The following is a 14,132-nucleotide window of genomic DNA, read 5'->3' as shown; positions in this document are numbered from 1 at the left end:
GGAGGGTGGTCAGGGCCTCGTCCAGCCGAGACTGGGGCAGGGCGTGATCCTCCATCTGCCCGGACAGGAAGCCGTCTAGGGTCGGTCGAGGCGGCCGGTCTTCACGGTGGTGAGGAACGTCGCCCATGCCTCGGCTCCGAAGCCGAGCACCGGCCCGTCCGGATCCTTGGAGTCCCGCGCCAACACCACCGCCTCGTCCGCCGCCACCTCCACGCAGTTGCCTTCATCAGCGCTGTGGCTGCTCTTCCGCCACGTACCGACCTCCACGCATGATCCGTTGTTGGCGCTGCTGCGGGCCTTGCGCCATGTGATCTGAGAGAGATCCATCATGGAGTCCACCTCCTGTGCCACACCTACTTTCGAGCCACTTGAGCAATCAACGCGCGTGTTTCGTCAGGGCCGAGCGCCCTCGCTCGAAGCTGGTTGAAGAGCTGAACGTAGTCGTCGACCTCTTCCTGTTCTTCAAGGTAAATGCAGCCGTTTCGGTAATCAACGTATACAACGTCCGGGTCACGGCGGTCAGGGAAGCCGAGGATCTCGAAGGCGCCGTGCATGGACGGGTGCGCGCCGCTGACCAGCGGAAGCACCTGGATGGTCACGCCCGGCATGCGTGAGAGGACGACGAGGTGATCGAGCTGCTCACACATGACGGCTTGGCTGCCAACTTGCCTGTGTAGAGCTGCTTCGTTCTGGATGATCCACAGCTTTGGGCGGTCCGGGCCTTCGAATACCTTCTGCCGTCGCATGCGGACTTCGAGCGTTCGCTCGCCGCTGTCGGGCGAAACATCGTCGTCCGCAAAGATCACGGCGCGAGCGTAGGCCTCCGTCTGTAGGAGGCCGAAGATCGCCTCTGATTGGTAGGAGCGTATCTCGGAGACCTCTTCTTCGAGACCGACGTAGACCTCGAACCAGGCTGGGATCGCGTCGCCGTATTTTTGCCACCAGCCGCGTTGGCGGCTCTGACGGGCGAGGGTGATGAGGACCTCGGCGCGGTCGTCGTCCAGGTCGTAGAATTTGCAGAGAGCCATGATGTCGGCGACCTTCGGCGCGTGCATGGCCGCCTCGATGCGGCTGACCGTGGCGGGGGCGATGTCCGCGTACCTGGCTGCCTCTTCTCGGGTCTTTCCCGATTCCTTGCGCAGTCGTCGCATTTCGGACGCTAGACGCCTCCTGCGGACTGTGGGGCTCGTCCGACTTGCCACCTTTGCACCTCCTGTTGAGATATGTCCATTGCGCGTACCATGATTCTTTGAGCGAGTTCACTCTTTTGGGTTTACAAACTCAGGTCGTCCGCTCCATGCTCTGACCGTAGCGAGGATTACGCACGGTAGATGGGTGATCACGGAAGAAAGTCATCGGTTCGTGACGCCCGCGTGCCTGGAAGGGGCGACCGATGGGGTCTACAGATCAGGGGCCGCACGAGGTGCGGTTCGGTCTCCTGGCTGATCTGTGTTTCATGCTGGGGGAGCGGCAGCGGTGCACGTCCATGCTCGTCCACCCGAGAGCGGGGGAGTCCGTCCTGTGGGTGCGGGCGTGGCCGTCGCGGTGGCTCGGGGTGGCGGCGGTCGATCACAGGGGTCGGTGGCTCTACACCTTCGGTGGGCAGTGGAGCATGGCCGGGGACGCGACGGAGACGGCCGCGCGGGTGGCGTGGACGGCGGGTGTCCGATGAAGCGGCATCACTTGGGGACGTGCGTCATCCCGTCCAAGCCGCAGAACGTGGCGAACGGCCGTCGCTGGCTGCTGACCCGTCTCAAACCGCTCCTGGGCGAGAGGCACAGTGCGTGCGAGGACAGCGTTCTGCTTCTGTCCGAGACCCTCACCAATGCGATCGTCCACGGCAATGGGGATCGGGTGGAGGTGGACGCATACGTGGACGCCGCCGTTGTTCGTGTCGAGGTCACCGACGAGGGTGGGAGCACCGTCCCGCATCGTCGGGATGACCCGGACGGTGTGCACGGGCGTGGCCTGCCGATTCTGGCGATGCTCACCAAGTCCTGGGGCTTCGAGCAACTCGACGATGGGCGCCTGCGCGTCTGGTTCGAGATCCCGCATGCCGCCGCCGATCACTCCAATGGCGGCTACGAGAAATGCCCCGGTGGCAATCCCACCCGAGCGCGGCGGGACGGGACTCACGAATCTCTACCACTCGCGGTCAACACGTCCGCTCACGATGGGGCCGGTTGAGGTTGCCGCGGGAGTCGGAGGGTGAAGGTTGAGCCTTCGCCGAGTTGGCTGTGGGCCTCGGCGGTGCCGCCGTGGGCTTGGACGAGTTGGCGGACGATGGCGAGGCCCAGGCCGCTGCCGCCGGTCTGGCGGTTGCGGGACTTGTCCGCCCGCCAGAAGCGGTCGAAGATCTGTGGGAGGTCCTCGGGCGGGATGCCCGTGCCGGTGTCGGCCACTTCGATGACCGTCCAACCGTCGTCGTCCCGGGCGGTGAGTGTGATGTGCCCGTTGGGGGTGTGGCGGATCGCATTGGTCAGCAGGTTCGCGACCGCCTGCCGGATCCGGACGGCGTCAGCCGTGAGCGGCGGGTCGCCGTCCAGGTAAACGGTCAGGCGGCTGCCCGCCGAGGTCGCCTTCGCGCGGTGGGCGTCCGCCACACGGGTCAGCAGTTCGCGCACGTCCATGGGCTCGAAGTGCAGCCGCAGGGTCCCGGCCTCCGCAGCCGCGAGATCCTGGAGGTCGTCGACGAGGTGTTGCAGCTGTAGGGCCTCCTCCAGCAGGGACGACACGAACGCGCCGTCCGGGATCGCGACACCGTCCTCGGCCGCCTCCAGCCACACCCGGATGTTGCTCAGCGGGGTTCGCAGCTCGTGGGCGATGTCGTTGACCATGGTCTGGCGTTGCGCCTCCACCGCCGAACGCGAGGCCGCCGAACGCGCGTCCACCGCACGCGCCGCCCTCCCAACCAGACCCTGACCCGCCCCGCCCGGTCATGGGCGGCCGCCGCTCAGCCGGGAGGGCCCGACGGCGGCTCCTTCATCCAGCCCGGGACGTCGAGACCCGTGACCGCACGGAACGCCGAGGCCGTCCCGGCAGCGTCCTCCGCATGGCAGCGGCGCAGCATTCTCGTGATCAGACCGAGGATGTTCCGGTTATGTTCCGGTAGTTCCCGTCCGACGGTCCAGGCTTCTGCCAGAGCAGCGGTCGCGTCTTCCCACAGGCCAGCCTGCACTAGCCCGTATCCCAGTGTGGCGGCAGTCTGCGTGTAGGCAGCTGTGTAAGCGGTGGGCCTGGCGACTTCCAGGTCGCGGAAGATGTCGAGGGCCTGTCGAGTGAGGGGAAGAGCTTCGGGAAGTCGCCTCAACTGGATCAGTCGTTTGGCGTGGTTGTTCAGTGAGCCGGCCAGGTTGGGGAGATGGACGGCGGGGTCGGCCGCCGCCAGGTCGCGGTAGGCGGCGACGGCCTGTTGGGAGATCGGAAATGCTTCGTCGGGTCGTCCCAGCTCTGCCAGTCGGCTCGCGTGGTTGTTCAGTGAGACGGCCAGGTGGGAGAGAAAGGCGATGGGGGAGCCGGCGGCGAGGTCGCGGCGCAGGTCGAGGGCTTGTTCGGAGATGGGGATGGCTTCGTCGGGTCGTCCTACTTCGCTAAGCAGACTCGCGTAGTTGCTTAGGGAGGGCGGCCAGGTATGGAAGATGGGCCGCGCCCTCCGGTTCGTCCGTCAGCTCCCGCCAGATGAGCAGGGCCTCATGGTTTTGGGTCAAGGCGTGGTCGCGTTGGCCTGCGTAGTACAGGCGCGTGGCGGCCCTGTCGTGGATGCGAGCGCGTTCGGCGGGGGTGGTGGCTGCGTCCAGGCGATGCTCGACGAGCCGGGTGGCCAGGGCGGCGGCGGCGATGTCCAGGTCGATGTGCCGTTTGGGCAGCAGGCTGTCGATGGTCTCGAGCAGCGCCGGGTCGACGTCCTCCAAGGTCGCCAGAGCGGCCAGGGCGACGCCTCCGGCTTCCAGGGCCAGGGCTGGACGAGCCCTCAGCAGTGGATAGAGCTGCCGCTCGGCCACGTGCGGCCAGCGAGCCGCAGCCTCGATCAGGGTGGTGAGGACGTGTCGCGCCCATGCCGGTGGCGGTGCGTCTCTGGAGGCCAGGAGCCGTGCGGGAGCGTCGTCGGCCCACTCGTCGCAGGGGAAGTCGTGGGCGTGGCCAGCGGTGAGCAGGGCGAGGTAGTCCTCCCCGAGCCGGTCCGGGTACAGCGGTTCCAAGACAGTGGAGGTGTGCTGGGCGGTTCCGTCGACGGGCGCGGGCGGGTAGCACACCGCGTGGTCCTTAAGGAGTTGACCGGGGTGTTCGCGGGATTCCACGGCGGCGTGTTCCAGGGCCTCGGTCGCGTCGGCGCGGCCGAGTGCTCCGGTCAGGGTGGCCGTGTACACGACCTGGCCCATTGCGTCGGGAGTGGTCGCCAGCGGGGCCTCGCCGCGGGTGTGCAGGTCCTGCCAGTGGGCGCGTTCGCGGCCCAGTAGGTATGCCGACACCTCGACCGGATCAGAGGGTGGGCCTTCGGAACGGCCGTGGCCCAGAACAGCGGCCAACGCGGCCATGTGCACGGCCAGCACCAGCCGGAAGTCGGCGTGGTCGGTCAGTGTCTCCGGCGGCGCGATCTCCCTGGCGGACGGTACTTCCAAGAGGTCGGCGAACCGGTCGCGAGCCGTGCTGAACAGGCCGGCCCGGGTCACCGCCGAGTCGTTCTCCAACGGGCCCAGTTCGACCCGGGTCGCGGTCAGGTCGAGGTCGCGTTTGATGCGGTGGCTCAAGGTCTGCCACCAGGTACCGGCCGGTCTGGACAGCAGAAGCACACGGACCGAGAGCCTCGCCCCGGCGCCGGTGGTCGTGTCGCTCAACAGGGCCAGCAGGTCGGCGGTGTCCCACCGTTCGGCGTAGTCCACGACCACCAGCACACCAGCCGCGCCTTCCAGGTTTGGGGCTGCGAAAAGGTCGGGGCCTTGGCGGTCGCGGTGATGGTAGGCGCCGATCACCACCCATCCCTCGGCCGCCCACTCGTGGGCCAGATGCCCGGCCAGCCGGGTCTTGCCCTGACCACCCGGGCCGTGCATGACCCGAACCGCCAATGGCGCGGGGGCGTCCCGCCATTCTTTCAGGCGCTCCTGTTCGTCCGTGCGGCCTGCGAAGTGGACCAGGGCGTTGGACGCGCGCAGCAGGACGCTTGGCTGCTCCCACACCTTCGCGTTCGGCTGCGTCTCGGTGCCGTGAGTGGGCCAGGTTGCTAGGCGGTAGGGGTTCGTGGCCTCGTAGACCGTCATGTTTCCGGCGGACTGGAAGATCCGGGCGAAGCCTGATGCCGTTGCGTGCTGGTTTATGCGGCTGGTCATTGTTCGTTGATTGTTTGGTCCCGTCCGGCCTGGTAGACGCGGCCGTGGCCGGACGCCTTGGCCTGTTGGGTCACGTTGGTCACGCCGCCCTCGTGCTTCTGGAGGTCGTCCACGAGTTGTTTCAGGCGTTCGGCGAAAGCGGGGTCGGCCTCGGCCGCGTCGGTTACCGCGTCTGTGACTCGGCGTAGTGTGCGGTCGTTCACCAGGCCGGTCGGGACCTGTTCGGTGAGCGTGGCGAGGGCCGGGTCGGGGCCGAGTCGGACGGTCACCAGGTCGTGTATCGCGTCCATTCCGGCCTCCAGTGCTCGGTCCACTTCCGCGTTTGCCTGGTTGCCTACTCGGCGCAGTTTTCGCACCAGGTAGCCGACCGCCGCTCCTGCCGCTAACTCGATTCCGGTCACCGGCCGCCTCCTCGTGGTCAGGAATCCATTGGCGCACACTTCCACCGGTCAGACGTCCTGGCCCGCCGCACGGACCCAGGCCGGATTCGGACGCGCGGGTACAGGCTGCCGTACCGGGGTTGGCGTGGTGGCTGGATCGTTTCGGCGGGCCCCGGACGCCTAGCGTCGAGATCGCAAGATCATCGACGGGAGGACATTCATCGTGCGCAATCTTCGTTTTGCGCTGGTCGCTTTCGGCGCGGCGCTGCTGTGTCTCGGGCTCGGCACGCCGAGTGCGGTGGCCGAGCCTGAGCCGGACGTCTCCACCATGATCATTGGTGGAGAGGAGGCGACCGAACCGTATTCGTTCATGGTGTCGTTGCAGAAGGAGCCGGACGGGCATTTCTGCGGTGGCAGCCTGATCGCCGCCGAATGGGTCGTCACCGCGCTCCACTGCCTGGACGCCGGTACGAAGCCCGAGGACGTCCGACTCCGCATCGGGAGCCTCAACAGAGGGGAAGGCGGGAGTGTCCGGGGCGCGAAGCGGATCGTTCTGAATCCCGAGGGCAATCCGGGGCACTTCGACATCGCGCTCGTCCAACTCGACGCGCCGGTCTCCAACACGCCGATTCCGATGGACGTCCGGCAGTCTGCCGGTGCCCCGGTCCGGATGCTCGGCTGGGGGTGCACGGCGCCCTCCGACATCTTCTTCGGCTGCGCCGGGGGTAGGCCGACGATGCTGCGGCAGCTCGACTCGGCGGTTCGCGACTCCGGGGAGTGCGTGAGCGTGACGTTGCCCATGGAGGCCGACCACGAGCTGTGCACCGGTAATCCGGACACCAAGGCGGGGGCGTGCATCGGTGACTCCGGTGGGCCGCTCATCCGGCGGACCGCGGACGGCTGGCGGCTGGACGGCGCGTTCAGCCGCGTCGAGGTCCGGACCGACCCTCACGATGTCGACTGCACCACGGGGCTGGGCATCTACACCGACGTGACCGTGCACAAGGACTGGATCGAGAGCGTGATCTCCGCCGCGTAGCGAGGCGGTACGCGAGCTACTGCGCGAGGCCCTTGGGGGAGACCCCGAGGGCCTCGCGTGCCTCTTCGGCTGCGCGGGTGAGGCTCGCGGTGACATAGTCGAGGAAGCGGGCGGCCTCCTCCATGCGGGCGGCGGCCGGGGTGCCGGGGCCGAGGACGTCGACGCCCTGCCGCGCGGTCTGGGCGAACGTCGTGTTGTCCTGGACGCTGCGGATCATCGCCTGGTACCAGAGGTCGCCGTCGACGGCGTAGCGTTCGCGGCGGCGTTCGTCGCGTTCGCGGCGGACGAGGGCCATCCGGTCGAGAAACGTGATCGCCTTCGAGATGGACGCCGGGCTGACCTGGAGCCGCTGGACGAGTTCGGCCGCCGTGAGGCTGGCCGTGTCGGTGGTGTAGAGGCAGACCAGGACCCGGGCCGCCATCTTCGGCAGACCCGACCGCATCAGCACGGTCGTGAACAGCTCCTCGAACTCGCGCATGGCCTCGGGATCGCGCCCGTGGGACTGCGGGCTCGTCCCCCGGGTCTGGGGGGACGGCTGCCTGCGGCGGCGGGCGCGGCCTTCGGTGGCGCGGTGGGCCAGGTCGGCCCGGTAGGCGGTGGGGCCGCCGTTGCGCGTCACCTCGCGGGTGACCGTCGAGGTCGGACGGTCGATGCGTCTGGCGATCTCCGCGTAGGCGAGGCCGTCGGCCAGCCCCAGCACGATCTGCTGCCGTTCCTGCTGGGTGAGCCTGCCTCCCGGCATCGCGACCTCCTCCACCGACTCCCTGCCGCCCCACCATAGCGTTCACACCTCCACATTGCAACGATCGGGAACGGCTGTCGTTGCGTTGTCTTGATGTTCATTGCAATGATTATCTAGCTCTCACCTGTGATGATGCGTTCTTAATGCAACGAATATGTTGCAGGATTTTGGAACGCAACGTAGCGTTTCTGTCATCGGAAACAACGAGTCGCAGGAGAGCGCGATGCACACGTTCGACACCCCCACCCCGATCTCGACCGTCCTGGCCGTCCCCGCCGGACGGGTTCGGATCGTCGGCGCCGACCGGGCCGACACCGTGGTCGAGGTTCGGCCCGCGGACGCCTCGAAGGGCCGCGACGTGAGGGCGGCGCAGCAGACCGAGGTCGAGTACCGCGGCGGCGTCCTGCGGATCGAGGCTCCGTCGACCGGACGGTCCGGGTCCGTTGAGGTGACGGTTCAGTTGCCCGCCGGTTCCAACGTTGAGGCCAAGGCCGCCGCCACCGAGTTCCGGGCCGTCGGGCGTCTCGGTGACGTCGCCTTCGACGGGGCGTACCGGAACATCAGCGTGGACGACGCCGCGACCCTCCGCCTCACCGCCAGCGACGGCGACGTCGAGGTCGGACGACTCGGCGGGCCCGCGGAGATCAGCACCCAGCGGGGCGACATCCGGATCGCGGAGGCCACGCGCGGAAAGGTCGTGCTCCGCACCCGGTCCGGTGACATCTCGGTCGGCGCCGCCACCGGCGTCTCGGCGTCCCTGGACGCCGGGACCGGGCACGGCCGCGTCAGCAACGCCCTCAAGAACGACGGGACCGCCGGGCTCGACGTCCACGCCACCACCGACCACGGCGACATCGCCGCCCGCAGCCTCTGAGGAGCGACCACCATGACCACCCTGGCCATCGCGGCGGACGGGCTGCGCAAGTCCTACGGCGACAAGGTCGTCCTGGACGGCGTCGACCTCGCCGTCCCCGAAGGAACCGTCTTCTCCCTGCTCGGGCCCAACGGCGCCGGGAAGACCACCACCGTCCAGATCCTGTCCACGCTGATCGCCGCTGACGGCGGAACCGTCCAGGTCGCCGGGCACGACCTGGCCCGTGAGCCGGACGACGTGCGCGGCGCGATCGGTGTCACCGGGCAGTACTCGGCCGTCGACAAGCTGCTCACCGGCGAGGAGAACCTGCTCCTCATGGCCGACCTGAAGCACCTGTCCCGCAAGGACGGCAGGCGCAGGGCGGCCGAACTGCTCGACCGTTTCGACCTGGTCGACGCGGCGCGCAAACCGGCCGCGAACTACTCCGGCGGGATGCGGCGACGGCTCGACCTGGCGATGACCCTCGTCGGCGACCCCCGCCTGATCTTCCTGGACGAACCCACCACCGGCCTCGATCCGCGCAGCCGCCGCGCCATGTGGCAGATCGTCCGCGAACTCGTCACCGGCGGCGTCACGATCTTCCTCACCACCCAGTATCTGGACGAGGCCGACGAACTCGCCGACCGCATCGCCCTGCTCGACCACGGGCGGCTCATCGCCGAGGGCACCCCGGACGAGTTGAAACGGCGCATCCCCGGCGGCCACATCGAGCTGACCTTCACCGACACGCGGCTGCTCGACGCCGCCCGCGACCTCCTCGGCACCGGGATCGCCGACCCCGAGGCGCTCACCCTCCAGGTGCCGAGCGGGGGCGGCGTCCGCGAGATCCGCGAACTGCTCGTCCGCTTGGACGCGCACTCGATCGACGTCGCCGACATGAGCGTCCACATGCCCGACCTCGACGACGTCTTCCTCACCCTCACCGGACCGCTGAAGGAGGTCACCCGATGAGCACCGTCGCCCTCGCCATGCGCGACTCGTCCACCATGATCAGGCGCCAGCTGAAGCGCCTGGTTCGCTACCCGTCCATGACCGTGCAGCTCGTCGTCACGCCCGTGATCGTCCTGCTGCTGTTCGTCTACGTCCTCGGCGGCACCCTCGGCGCCGGGATCGGCGGCGGACGCGACGCCTACGTCGACTACGTCGTCCCGGGCATCCTGCTCATGGCGGCCTCCACCGCCGCGACCGGGACGGCCGTCATGGTCGCCACCGACATGACCGAGGGGATCATCGCCCGGTTCCGCACCATGCGGATCTGGCGTGCGTCCGTCCTGACCGGGCATGTCGTCGGAAGCGTCGTGCAGCAGTTGCTCGGCATGGCCGTGCTGATCGGCATCGCGCTGGCGATCGGGTTCCGGCCGAACGCCACCGTCGTCGAATGGCTGGCCGCCGCCGGGACGCTCACCTTCTTCGCCGTGGCGATCACCTGGCTGTCGGTCGCCCTCGGTCTGAAGTCGTCGACGCCGGAGGCCGCGAGCAACGCCCCGATGCCGCTGATCCTGCTGCCGTTCCTCGGCAGCGGGTTCGTCCCCACCGACTCCATGCCCACCGTGTTGCGCTGGTTCGCCGACTACCAGCCGTTCACCCCGATCATGGAGACCGTCCGGGGGCTGCTGCTCGGCAGCTCGATCGGGAACAGCGCCGCCATCGCCCTCGCCTGGTGCGCCGGGATCACCGTGCTCTCCTACCTGTGGGCCAAGCGCACCTTCAACAAGGCGACGCCGTGACGCTACTCGGCGAGGGTGGCGCGGTGGGTTTCGAAAAGGGTGCGGGAGTCGGCGGGGGAGAGGGTGACCGCTTCGAGATCGTTCCAGGTGCCCCACAGGTCGGCGCGGGCGGCGTCGATGCCGAGGGCGGTGTGGACGATCGAGATCCGGTCGGTGATGCCGGGGAACTCCAGGACGTCGAACGAGCCGTTGAGCCCCGCGTGTACGCCGGTGGACATCGGAATCACCCGGACGGTCGACCGGCCGTCGTCGCCGAGGTCGAGCAGGTGGGCGAGCTGGGCGCGCATGACGTCGGCGGGGCCGCCGTGATGCTCCAGCATGTAGCCGTCCAGGATCACGTCGTAGGTGCGGGGCTCGCCGCCGGGACGGTGCCGCTGGCGCTCGCGGAGCAGATCCCACTCCTCGTCGACGTCGACCTCGGGGATGTGGTGCTCGAAGATCAGCCGCGCGTACGCCTCGCAGCGGACGAGCTCCGGCATCCGCACGATGCCGAAGGTGTGCACGAGCGCGGACTCCGACTCGACGGTGTAGATGTCGCGGACCAGCGCCTTCAGCCTGCCGACATGCCGCGCGAGCCACGGCGGGCCGTCCGGACGGGTCGCCAGGTCGACCAGGAAGTCGCGGACCCGCAGCGGCGCGCCGTAGGCGTCCAGGATCTCGCCGACCTGGTCGGGGCTCACCTGGCCGAAGCCCGTCTCGACGCGGGCCAGCCAGTCGGCGTCGCGGCCGAGGAGGGACGCCGCGTCGGTGTACGACAGGTCGAGGATTTCCCGGATCTTCCGCAGCTGTTGCCCCAGACTCCGCGCGTTGATGTTCGGGGCTCGGTAATCCACCGGCATAAGCCCACCCTAGGACGGATTCGGCTCCGGTGCGCGGTCTTCCGGTAGCCGACCGTATTCACATCAGCGAGCGGGGTTCTCGCACTTGTTCCAGAACGAGGTCAGCGCCATCGCGGTGGTCTCGGGCGCGTCCCAGGCGGGGGAGTGCGCGGCGCCGGGGATGACGACCTTCGCGGCGTTGAGGCGCTCCGCCATCGACGCCTGGGCGGACGGCTCCCACACGTCGTCGTCCTCCCCGTAGATGACGAGGGTGCGCAGGCCCGTGTCGGCGCAGTGCTTGGCGAGGTCGTCGACGCGGTCCGGGGCGGTGAGGATCTCCTTCGCCATGCAGACCAGGCCCGTCTCGGAGTTGCCCAGCGTGCGGGCCTTGATGAACTCGACGATCTCGGGCTCCAGGCCGCGTTTGGAGTAGTCGGGCTCCAGGGCGATCTCCCAGATCGCGGGCATGCCGAGCTGCGGGATGGCGTCCCGCAGCGCCTGCGCTTTACCAGCGGCCTGGCCGCCGACCGCCGACGGGCCCGAACTCATCAACGTCAGCGACGCCGGAGGGACCAGGTCGACGAGCACCGCCTCCTGGCTCACCAGCCCGCCGAACGAGTGCGCGGCCAGATGGACGGGTTCGGGGCCGAGGGCGTCCAGCAGGGCGATGAGATCCTCGCCGAGCGCCGCCCGCGTGTAGGCGGACTCGTCGTCAGGCCCGCTCGACTCGTACTGGCCGCGCATGTCGATCGACACGACACGGCGGCCGGACGCGGCGAGCGTCTGTAGGACACCGAGGAAGTCCTCCTTGGAGCCGGTGAAACCCGGTACCAGGAGCGCGGGGCGGCGTTCGGGGACGCCTGAGCCCGGGAGGGCCTCCAGGGCGGCGAACGAGCCGCGGGAGGTCGCGACGGCGGTCCGGCGAACGCCGGGAGGCAGCTTCAGGAACCGGGGCGTACTCACAGGTGTCCACCCTATTGAATCCTCCCCTCCCTGCGGGGAGGGGATTCCCGGGTGGGTTCCGGGTGCCTGCCCTTCTCGGGTCGTGCTGTGTGGAGATTTCTACCTCACGCTGCCTTCTCGTCCGGCGGACGAGCGGGTCCTGTGCGATCAGCGGTAGCAGGGACGAAACCGGCCCTGACCAGCATCACATGCGCCGAGTTCTTGTCCCTGGGCCGGGACACTCCGCATACGATGCAGGTGTAGGTGCGTTCTCCGAGCGGTAGGCGGTGCTTGGTTCTCGCGCCGCATGCCGCGCAGTCCATCGTGGTGTATGCGGGATGCGTGAGCCGGATGTCCCGGCCGTGTTTGCGGCCCATCTCGATCAGGGCGGCCTTGGTCGCGCCGATCGCCGCGTCCGCGGCCTTGCGCGCCATCGTCGTTGTCGCCAGGAACTTCGGCTTGAAGTCCTCGACCGCGATCCGGTCGTGGTTGACCATCACGTTCTTGGCCCATTTGCGGGCGTGGTCCTGACGTTGCCGGGCGACCTTGCGGTGTGCCTTGGCGGCGTGGTGTTTGGCGTTCAGATAGCCCTTGGTGGCCTTCTTGCCCTTCGGGGCGCGGCGCCGGGCCATCTGCCGCTGATACCGGGCCAGCCGGTCGGCGGCCTTCTTACCGAACTCGGGATGCGGCAGATCATGGGCGTCGCTGGTGGTGGTGGCGACCTCGGACACCCCCCAGTCGACCCCGATCACCGCGCCGGTCTCGGGCAGCTCCCGGACCTGGGTGGGAACAACGAACGAGAGGTACCAGTGCCCGAGCGAGTCCTGGTAGACCCGCACGCTCGAAGGGTCGGCAGGGAGGGCCCGCGACCACACCGGCCGAACCACGATCCCGCCCGCCAGATGCACCCTCGTGCGGCCTTGGTCGTCTGTTTTGAGCCGGAATCCCTGCCGGTTGTAGTTCAGCGACGGCCGGGCCCGGCCCTTGGCCTTGAACTTCGGCATCCCCGCCCGCTTGCGCATGGGGATCCGGTCCTTGATGTCCTTGAGCGCCTTAGCGCGGGATGTGGCGAAGTCCCGGATGATCTGTTGCTGCGGCACGCTCGACCCCCGGCGCAACCAGGCGTGTTCGGCCCGCCACCGGGCCAGTTCCCGGCACAGCCGGGCCGGGCCACACGTCTGCTTGTTCCCGGGATGCGCCCGGTTGTGCGCGTGGCCCTTCTTGGAGGTCTCCACACACATGTTCCACACCCACCGGTCCCGGTCCCATTCGGCCAGCAGCAGCCGTTCGGCCGTGGCCGACAGACGCGCCCGGTAGGTGAACCGGGCCGACCCCGGTTCTTTCTCCTGTTCAGGGGAGGCCGGGTCCACGGGGGCGGGGGACATGATCATCATCATAACGGTGCGGTACGACCAAATCACTCAAGGTCATCCCACGGTGTCCGGCATCACCTCAACAACCCAACAAATGGGCTGACCCGGCCCTGAAGGACCGGCCTTGCGCCCAAGAACGTCAGGTCAATACCTCCCCCCGCAGGCCCATGGGGGAAATCCGCCGGTGATAGCGTCGCAGGGTGCGTAGAAAGCCTGCCGTCTCCGCGCATCGCCGCGACGAAGCGGGCCTGACCGGCCTCGGCGAGGCCGTCGAGTCCGGGGCCGAGTACGTGGAGATCGACATCCGGCGGACGGGGGACGGGCGGCTCGTCGTCCACCACGATCCCGTCCTCGCCGGGCTGCCGTTGAAACGGCTCACCTACGCGCGGGCGCAGGAGCTGTCGCCGCGTCCCGTCCCGCTGGTCAGCGAGGCCATGCAGATCATCGCGGGCCGGGCGATGGGCCACCTCGACCTCAAGGAACGCGGCTGCGAGCACGAGACGGTGGCGCTGGCGGTGGAGGCGTTCGGCCGCGACGGGTTCGTCGTCACCACCCGGGAGGTGCTCTCCCTGGTGGAGATCAAGAAGAGCTTTCCCGGCGTGCGGACGGCGCTGTCGGTCGGCCGCAACCTGTGGGAGCGGGGCGCCGCGCACGACTTCGCGCCGCTGCGCCTGATCCGCAAGGCGGGGGCCGACATGGTCGCCGTCAACCACCGGCTCGCCCGCGTGGGCGTGCTACGGCAGTGCGGCCGCGCCGGGATCCCCGCCATGGTGTGGACGGTCAACGCCGAACCCGTCATGCAGCGTTTTCTGGACGACCCGCGCGTCGCCGTCCTCGTCACGGACCACCCGACGATCGCGTTGAAACTGCGCGACGGATAAGGCGAGCGGGGCGAAGACGGGATAGACCGCGG

General features: G+C 68.7%; 17 protein-coding genes. 7 read left to right on the top strand and 10 right to left on the bottom strand.

Going from position 1 to position 14,132, the window contains the following annotated elements:
- Window positions 1-75: 75 nt before the first annotated feature.
- Window positions 76-330 carry a DUF397 domain-containing protein gene (locus tag ABD808_RS33245; protein ID WP_344905590.1) on the bottom strand — a complete coding sequence of 85 codons (255 nt, stop codon included), beginning with the start codon at window positions 328-330 and terminating at the stop codon, window positions 76-78.
- A 23-nt stretch (window positions 331-353) separates the two neighbouring features.
- Complete coding sequence (locus ABD808_RS33240) at window positions 354-1,202, bottom strand: helix-turn-helix domain-containing protein (protein ID WP_344905587.1); 849 nt, start codon at window positions 1,200-1,202, stop codon at window positions 354-356.
- A 191-nt stretch (window positions 1,203-1,393) separates the two neighbouring features.
- On the opposite strand from ABD808_RS33240, the gene ABD808_RS33235 reads away from it, so the two are divergent.
- Together ABD808_RS33235 and ABD808_RS33230 are read left to right on the top strand one after the other, a co-directional pair.
- Complete coding sequence (locus ABD808_RS33235) at window positions 1,394-1,672, top strand: hypothetical protein (RefSeq protein ID WP_344905585.1); 279 nt, start codon at window positions 1,394-1,396, stop codon at window positions 1,670-1,672.
- The gene (locus ABD808_RS33230) at window positions 1,669-2,187 is read left to right on the top strand and encodes an ATP-binding protein (RefSeq protein WP_344905582.1); all 519 of its coding nucleotides are present in this window, start codon (window positions 1,669-1,671) and stop codon (window positions 2,185-2,187) included. Before ABD808_RS33235 ends, ABD808_RS33230 begins: the two co-directional genes overlap by 4 nt.
- Here ABD808_RS33230 and ABD808_RS33225 read toward each other — a convergent pair.
- From ABD808_RS33225 to ABD808_RS33215, 4 genes are all read right to left on the bottom strand, one after another.
- Window positions 2,169-2,891, bottom strand: a complete 723-nt coding sequence (locus tag ABD808_RS33225; RefSeq protein WP_344905579.1) for a sensor histidine kinase — start codon at window positions 2,889-2,891, stop codon at window positions 2,169-2,171. The two genes, ABD808_RS33230 and ABD808_RS33225, sit on opposite strands and share 19 nt — an antisense overlap.
- A gap of 62 nt (window positions 2,892-2,953) precedes the next feature.
- On the bottom strand, window positions 2,954-3,559 hold the full coding sequence (locus ABD808_RS38715) for a tetratricopeptide repeat protein (RefSeq protein ID WP_425549009.1): 606 nt from the start codon (window positions 3,557-3,559) through the stop codon (window positions 2,954-2,956).
- A 31-nt stretch (window positions 3,560-3,590) separates the two neighbouring features.
- Window positions 3,591-5,324, bottom strand: a complete 1,734-nt coding sequence (locus ABD808_RS33220; RefSeq protein WP_344905576.1) for a hypothetical protein — start codon at window positions 5,322-5,324, stop codon at window positions 3,591-3,593.
- Window positions 5,321-5,725: a hypothetical protein gene (locus ABD808_RS33215; protein ID WP_344905573.1), complete on the bottom strand. Its 405-nt coding sequence runs from the start codon at window positions 5,723-5,725 to the stop codon at window positions 5,321-5,323. The genes ABD808_RS33220 and ABD808_RS33215 overlap by 4 nt, the downstream gene beginning before the upstream one ends.
- A 202-nt stretch (window positions 5,726-5,927) precedes the next feature.
- Between ABD808_RS33215 and ABD808_RS33210 the strand changes: the two genes are divergently transcribed.
- On the top strand, window positions 5,928-6,743 hold the full coding sequence (locus ABD808_RS33210; RefSeq protein WP_344905570.1) for a S1 family peptidase: 816 nt from the start codon (window positions 5,928-5,930) through the stop codon (window positions 6,741-6,743).
- Between the two features lie 16 nt (window positions 6,744-6,759).
- Here ABD808_RS33210 and ABD808_RS33205 read toward each other — a convergent pair whose 3' ends face one another.
- Window positions 6,760-7,485: a helix-turn-helix domain-containing protein gene (locus tag ABD808_RS33205; protein WP_344905567.1), complete on the bottom strand. Its 726-nt coding sequence runs from the start codon at window positions 7,483-7,485 to the stop codon at window positions 6,760-6,762.
- A 223-nt stretch (window positions 7,486-7,708) separates the two neighbouring features.
- Between ABD808_RS33205 and ABD808_RS33200 the strand changes: the two genes are divergently transcribed.
- Genes ABD808_RS33200 through ABD808_RS33190 form a run of 3 tightly spaced genes read left to right on the top strand, consistent with a single transcriptional unit; the run spans window position 7,709 to window position 10,086 of the window.
- Window positions 7,709-8,359, top strand: coding sequence for a DUF4097 family beta strand repeat-containing protein (locus tag ABD808_RS33200; protein ID WP_344905564.1), 651 nt, complete (start codon window positions 7,709-7,711; stop codon window positions 8,357-8,359).
- A gap of 12 nt (window positions 8,360-8,371) precedes the next feature.
- Window positions 8,372-9,310, top strand: coding sequence for an ATP-binding cassette domain-containing protein (locus ABD808_RS33195; RefSeq protein WP_344905561.1), 939 nt, complete (start codon window positions 8,372-8,374; stop codon window positions 9,308-9,310).
- Window positions 9,307-10,086, top strand: a complete 780-nt coding sequence (locus ABD808_RS33190) for an ABC transporter permease (RefSeq protein WP_344905558.1) — start codon at window positions 9,307-9,309, stop codon at window positions 10,084-10,086. Before ABD808_RS33195 ends, ABD808_RS33190 begins: the two co-directional genes overlap by 4 nt.
- A 2-nt stretch (window positions 10,087-10,088) precedes the next feature.
- On the opposite strand, the gene ABD808_RS33185 is transcribed toward ABD808_RS33190, so the two are convergent.
- The 3 genes from ABD808_RS33185 to ABD808_RS33175 all read right to left on the bottom strand — a co-directional run bounded on the left by ABD808_RS33185 (window position 10,089) and on the right by ABD808_RS33175 (window position 13,231).
- Window positions 10,089-10,925 (bottom strand): helix-turn-helix domain-containing protein, encoded by an 837-nt coding sequence (locus tag ABD808_RS33185; protein ID WP_344905555.1) that lies wholly within the window; start codon window positions 10,923-10,925, stop codon window positions 10,089-10,091.
- A 63-nt stretch (window positions 10,926-10,988) separates the two neighbouring features.
- On the bottom strand, window positions 10,989-11,867 hold the full coding sequence (locus ABD808_RS33180) for an alpha/beta fold hydrolase (protein WP_344905552.1): 879 nt from the start codon (window positions 11,865-11,867) through the stop codon (window positions 10,989-10,991).
- A gap of 104 nt (window positions 11,868-11,971) precedes the next feature.
- The gene (locus ABD808_RS33175) at window positions 11,972-13,231 is read right to left on the bottom strand and encodes an RNA-guided endonuclease InsQ/TnpB family protein (RefSeq protein ID WP_344905549.1); all 1,260 of its coding nucleotides are present in this window, start codon (window positions 13,229-13,231) and stop codon (window positions 11,972-11,974) included.
- Between the two features lie 188 nt (window positions 13,232-13,419).
- Here ABD808_RS33175 and ABD808_RS33170 point away from each other — a divergent pair, with 188 nt between their 5' ends.
- Window positions 13,420-14,100 carry a glycerophosphodiester phosphodiesterase gene (locus ABD808_RS33170; RefSeq protein WP_344905546.1) on the top strand — a complete coding sequence of 227 codons (681 nt, stop codon included), beginning with the start codon at window positions 13,420-13,422 and terminating at the stop codon, window positions 14,098-14,100.
- Window positions 14,101-14,132 lie beyond the last annotated feature (32 nt).

It is taken from the genome of Actinomadura meridiana, assembly GCF_039537545.1.
Lineage (GTDB): Bacteria > Actinomycetota > Actinomycetes > Streptosporangiales > Streptosporangiaceae > Spirillospora > Spirillospora meridiana.
Note: the sequence above shows the minus strand (reverse complement) of the source record. Positions and strands in the feature narration are given on the sequence as shown.

Bases quoted from the DNA above. Each gene is read 5' to 3' on its own strand.
- ABD808_RS33245 (WP_344905590.1), bottom strand. From the start codon at position 330: ATGATGGATCTCTCTCAGATCACATGGCGCAAGGCCCGCAGCAGCGCC.
- ABD808_RS33235 (WP_344905585.1), top strand. From the start codon at position 1,394: ATGGGGTCTACAGATCAGGGGCCGCACGAGGTGCGGTTCGGTCTCCTG.
- ABD808_RS33230 (WP_344905582.1), top strand. From the start codon at position 1,669: ATGAAGCGGCATCACTTGGGGACGTGCGTCATCCCGTCCAAGCCGCAG.
- ABD808_RS33220 (WP_344905576.1), bottom strand. From the start codon at position 5,324: ATGACCAGCCGCATAAACCAGCACGCAACGGCATCAGGCTTCGCCCGG.
- ABD808_RS33205 (WP_344905567.1), bottom strand. From the start codon at position 7,485: ATGCCGGGAGGCAGGCTCACCCAGCAGGAACGGCAGCAGATCGTGCTG.
- ABD808_RS33200 (WP_344905564.1), top strand. From the start codon at position 7,709: ATGCACACGTTCGACACCCCCACCCCGATCTCGACCGTCCTGGCCGTC.
- ABD808_RS33195 (WP_344905561.1), top strand. From the start codon at position 8,372: ATGACCACCCTGGCCATCGCGGCGGACGGGCTGCGCAAGTCCTACGGC.
- ABD808_RS33190 (WP_344905558.1), top strand. From the start codon at position 9,307: ATGAGCACCGTCGCCCTCGCCATGCGCGACTCGTCCACCATGATCAGG.
- ABD808_RS33185 (WP_344905555.1), bottom strand. From the start codon at position 10,925: ATGCCGGTGGATTACCGAGCCCCGAACATCAACGCGCGGAGTCTGGGG.
- ABD808_RS33175 (WP_344905549.1), bottom strand. From the start codon at position 13,231: ATGTCCCCCGCCCCCGTGGACCCGGCCTCCCCTGAACAGGAGAAAGAA.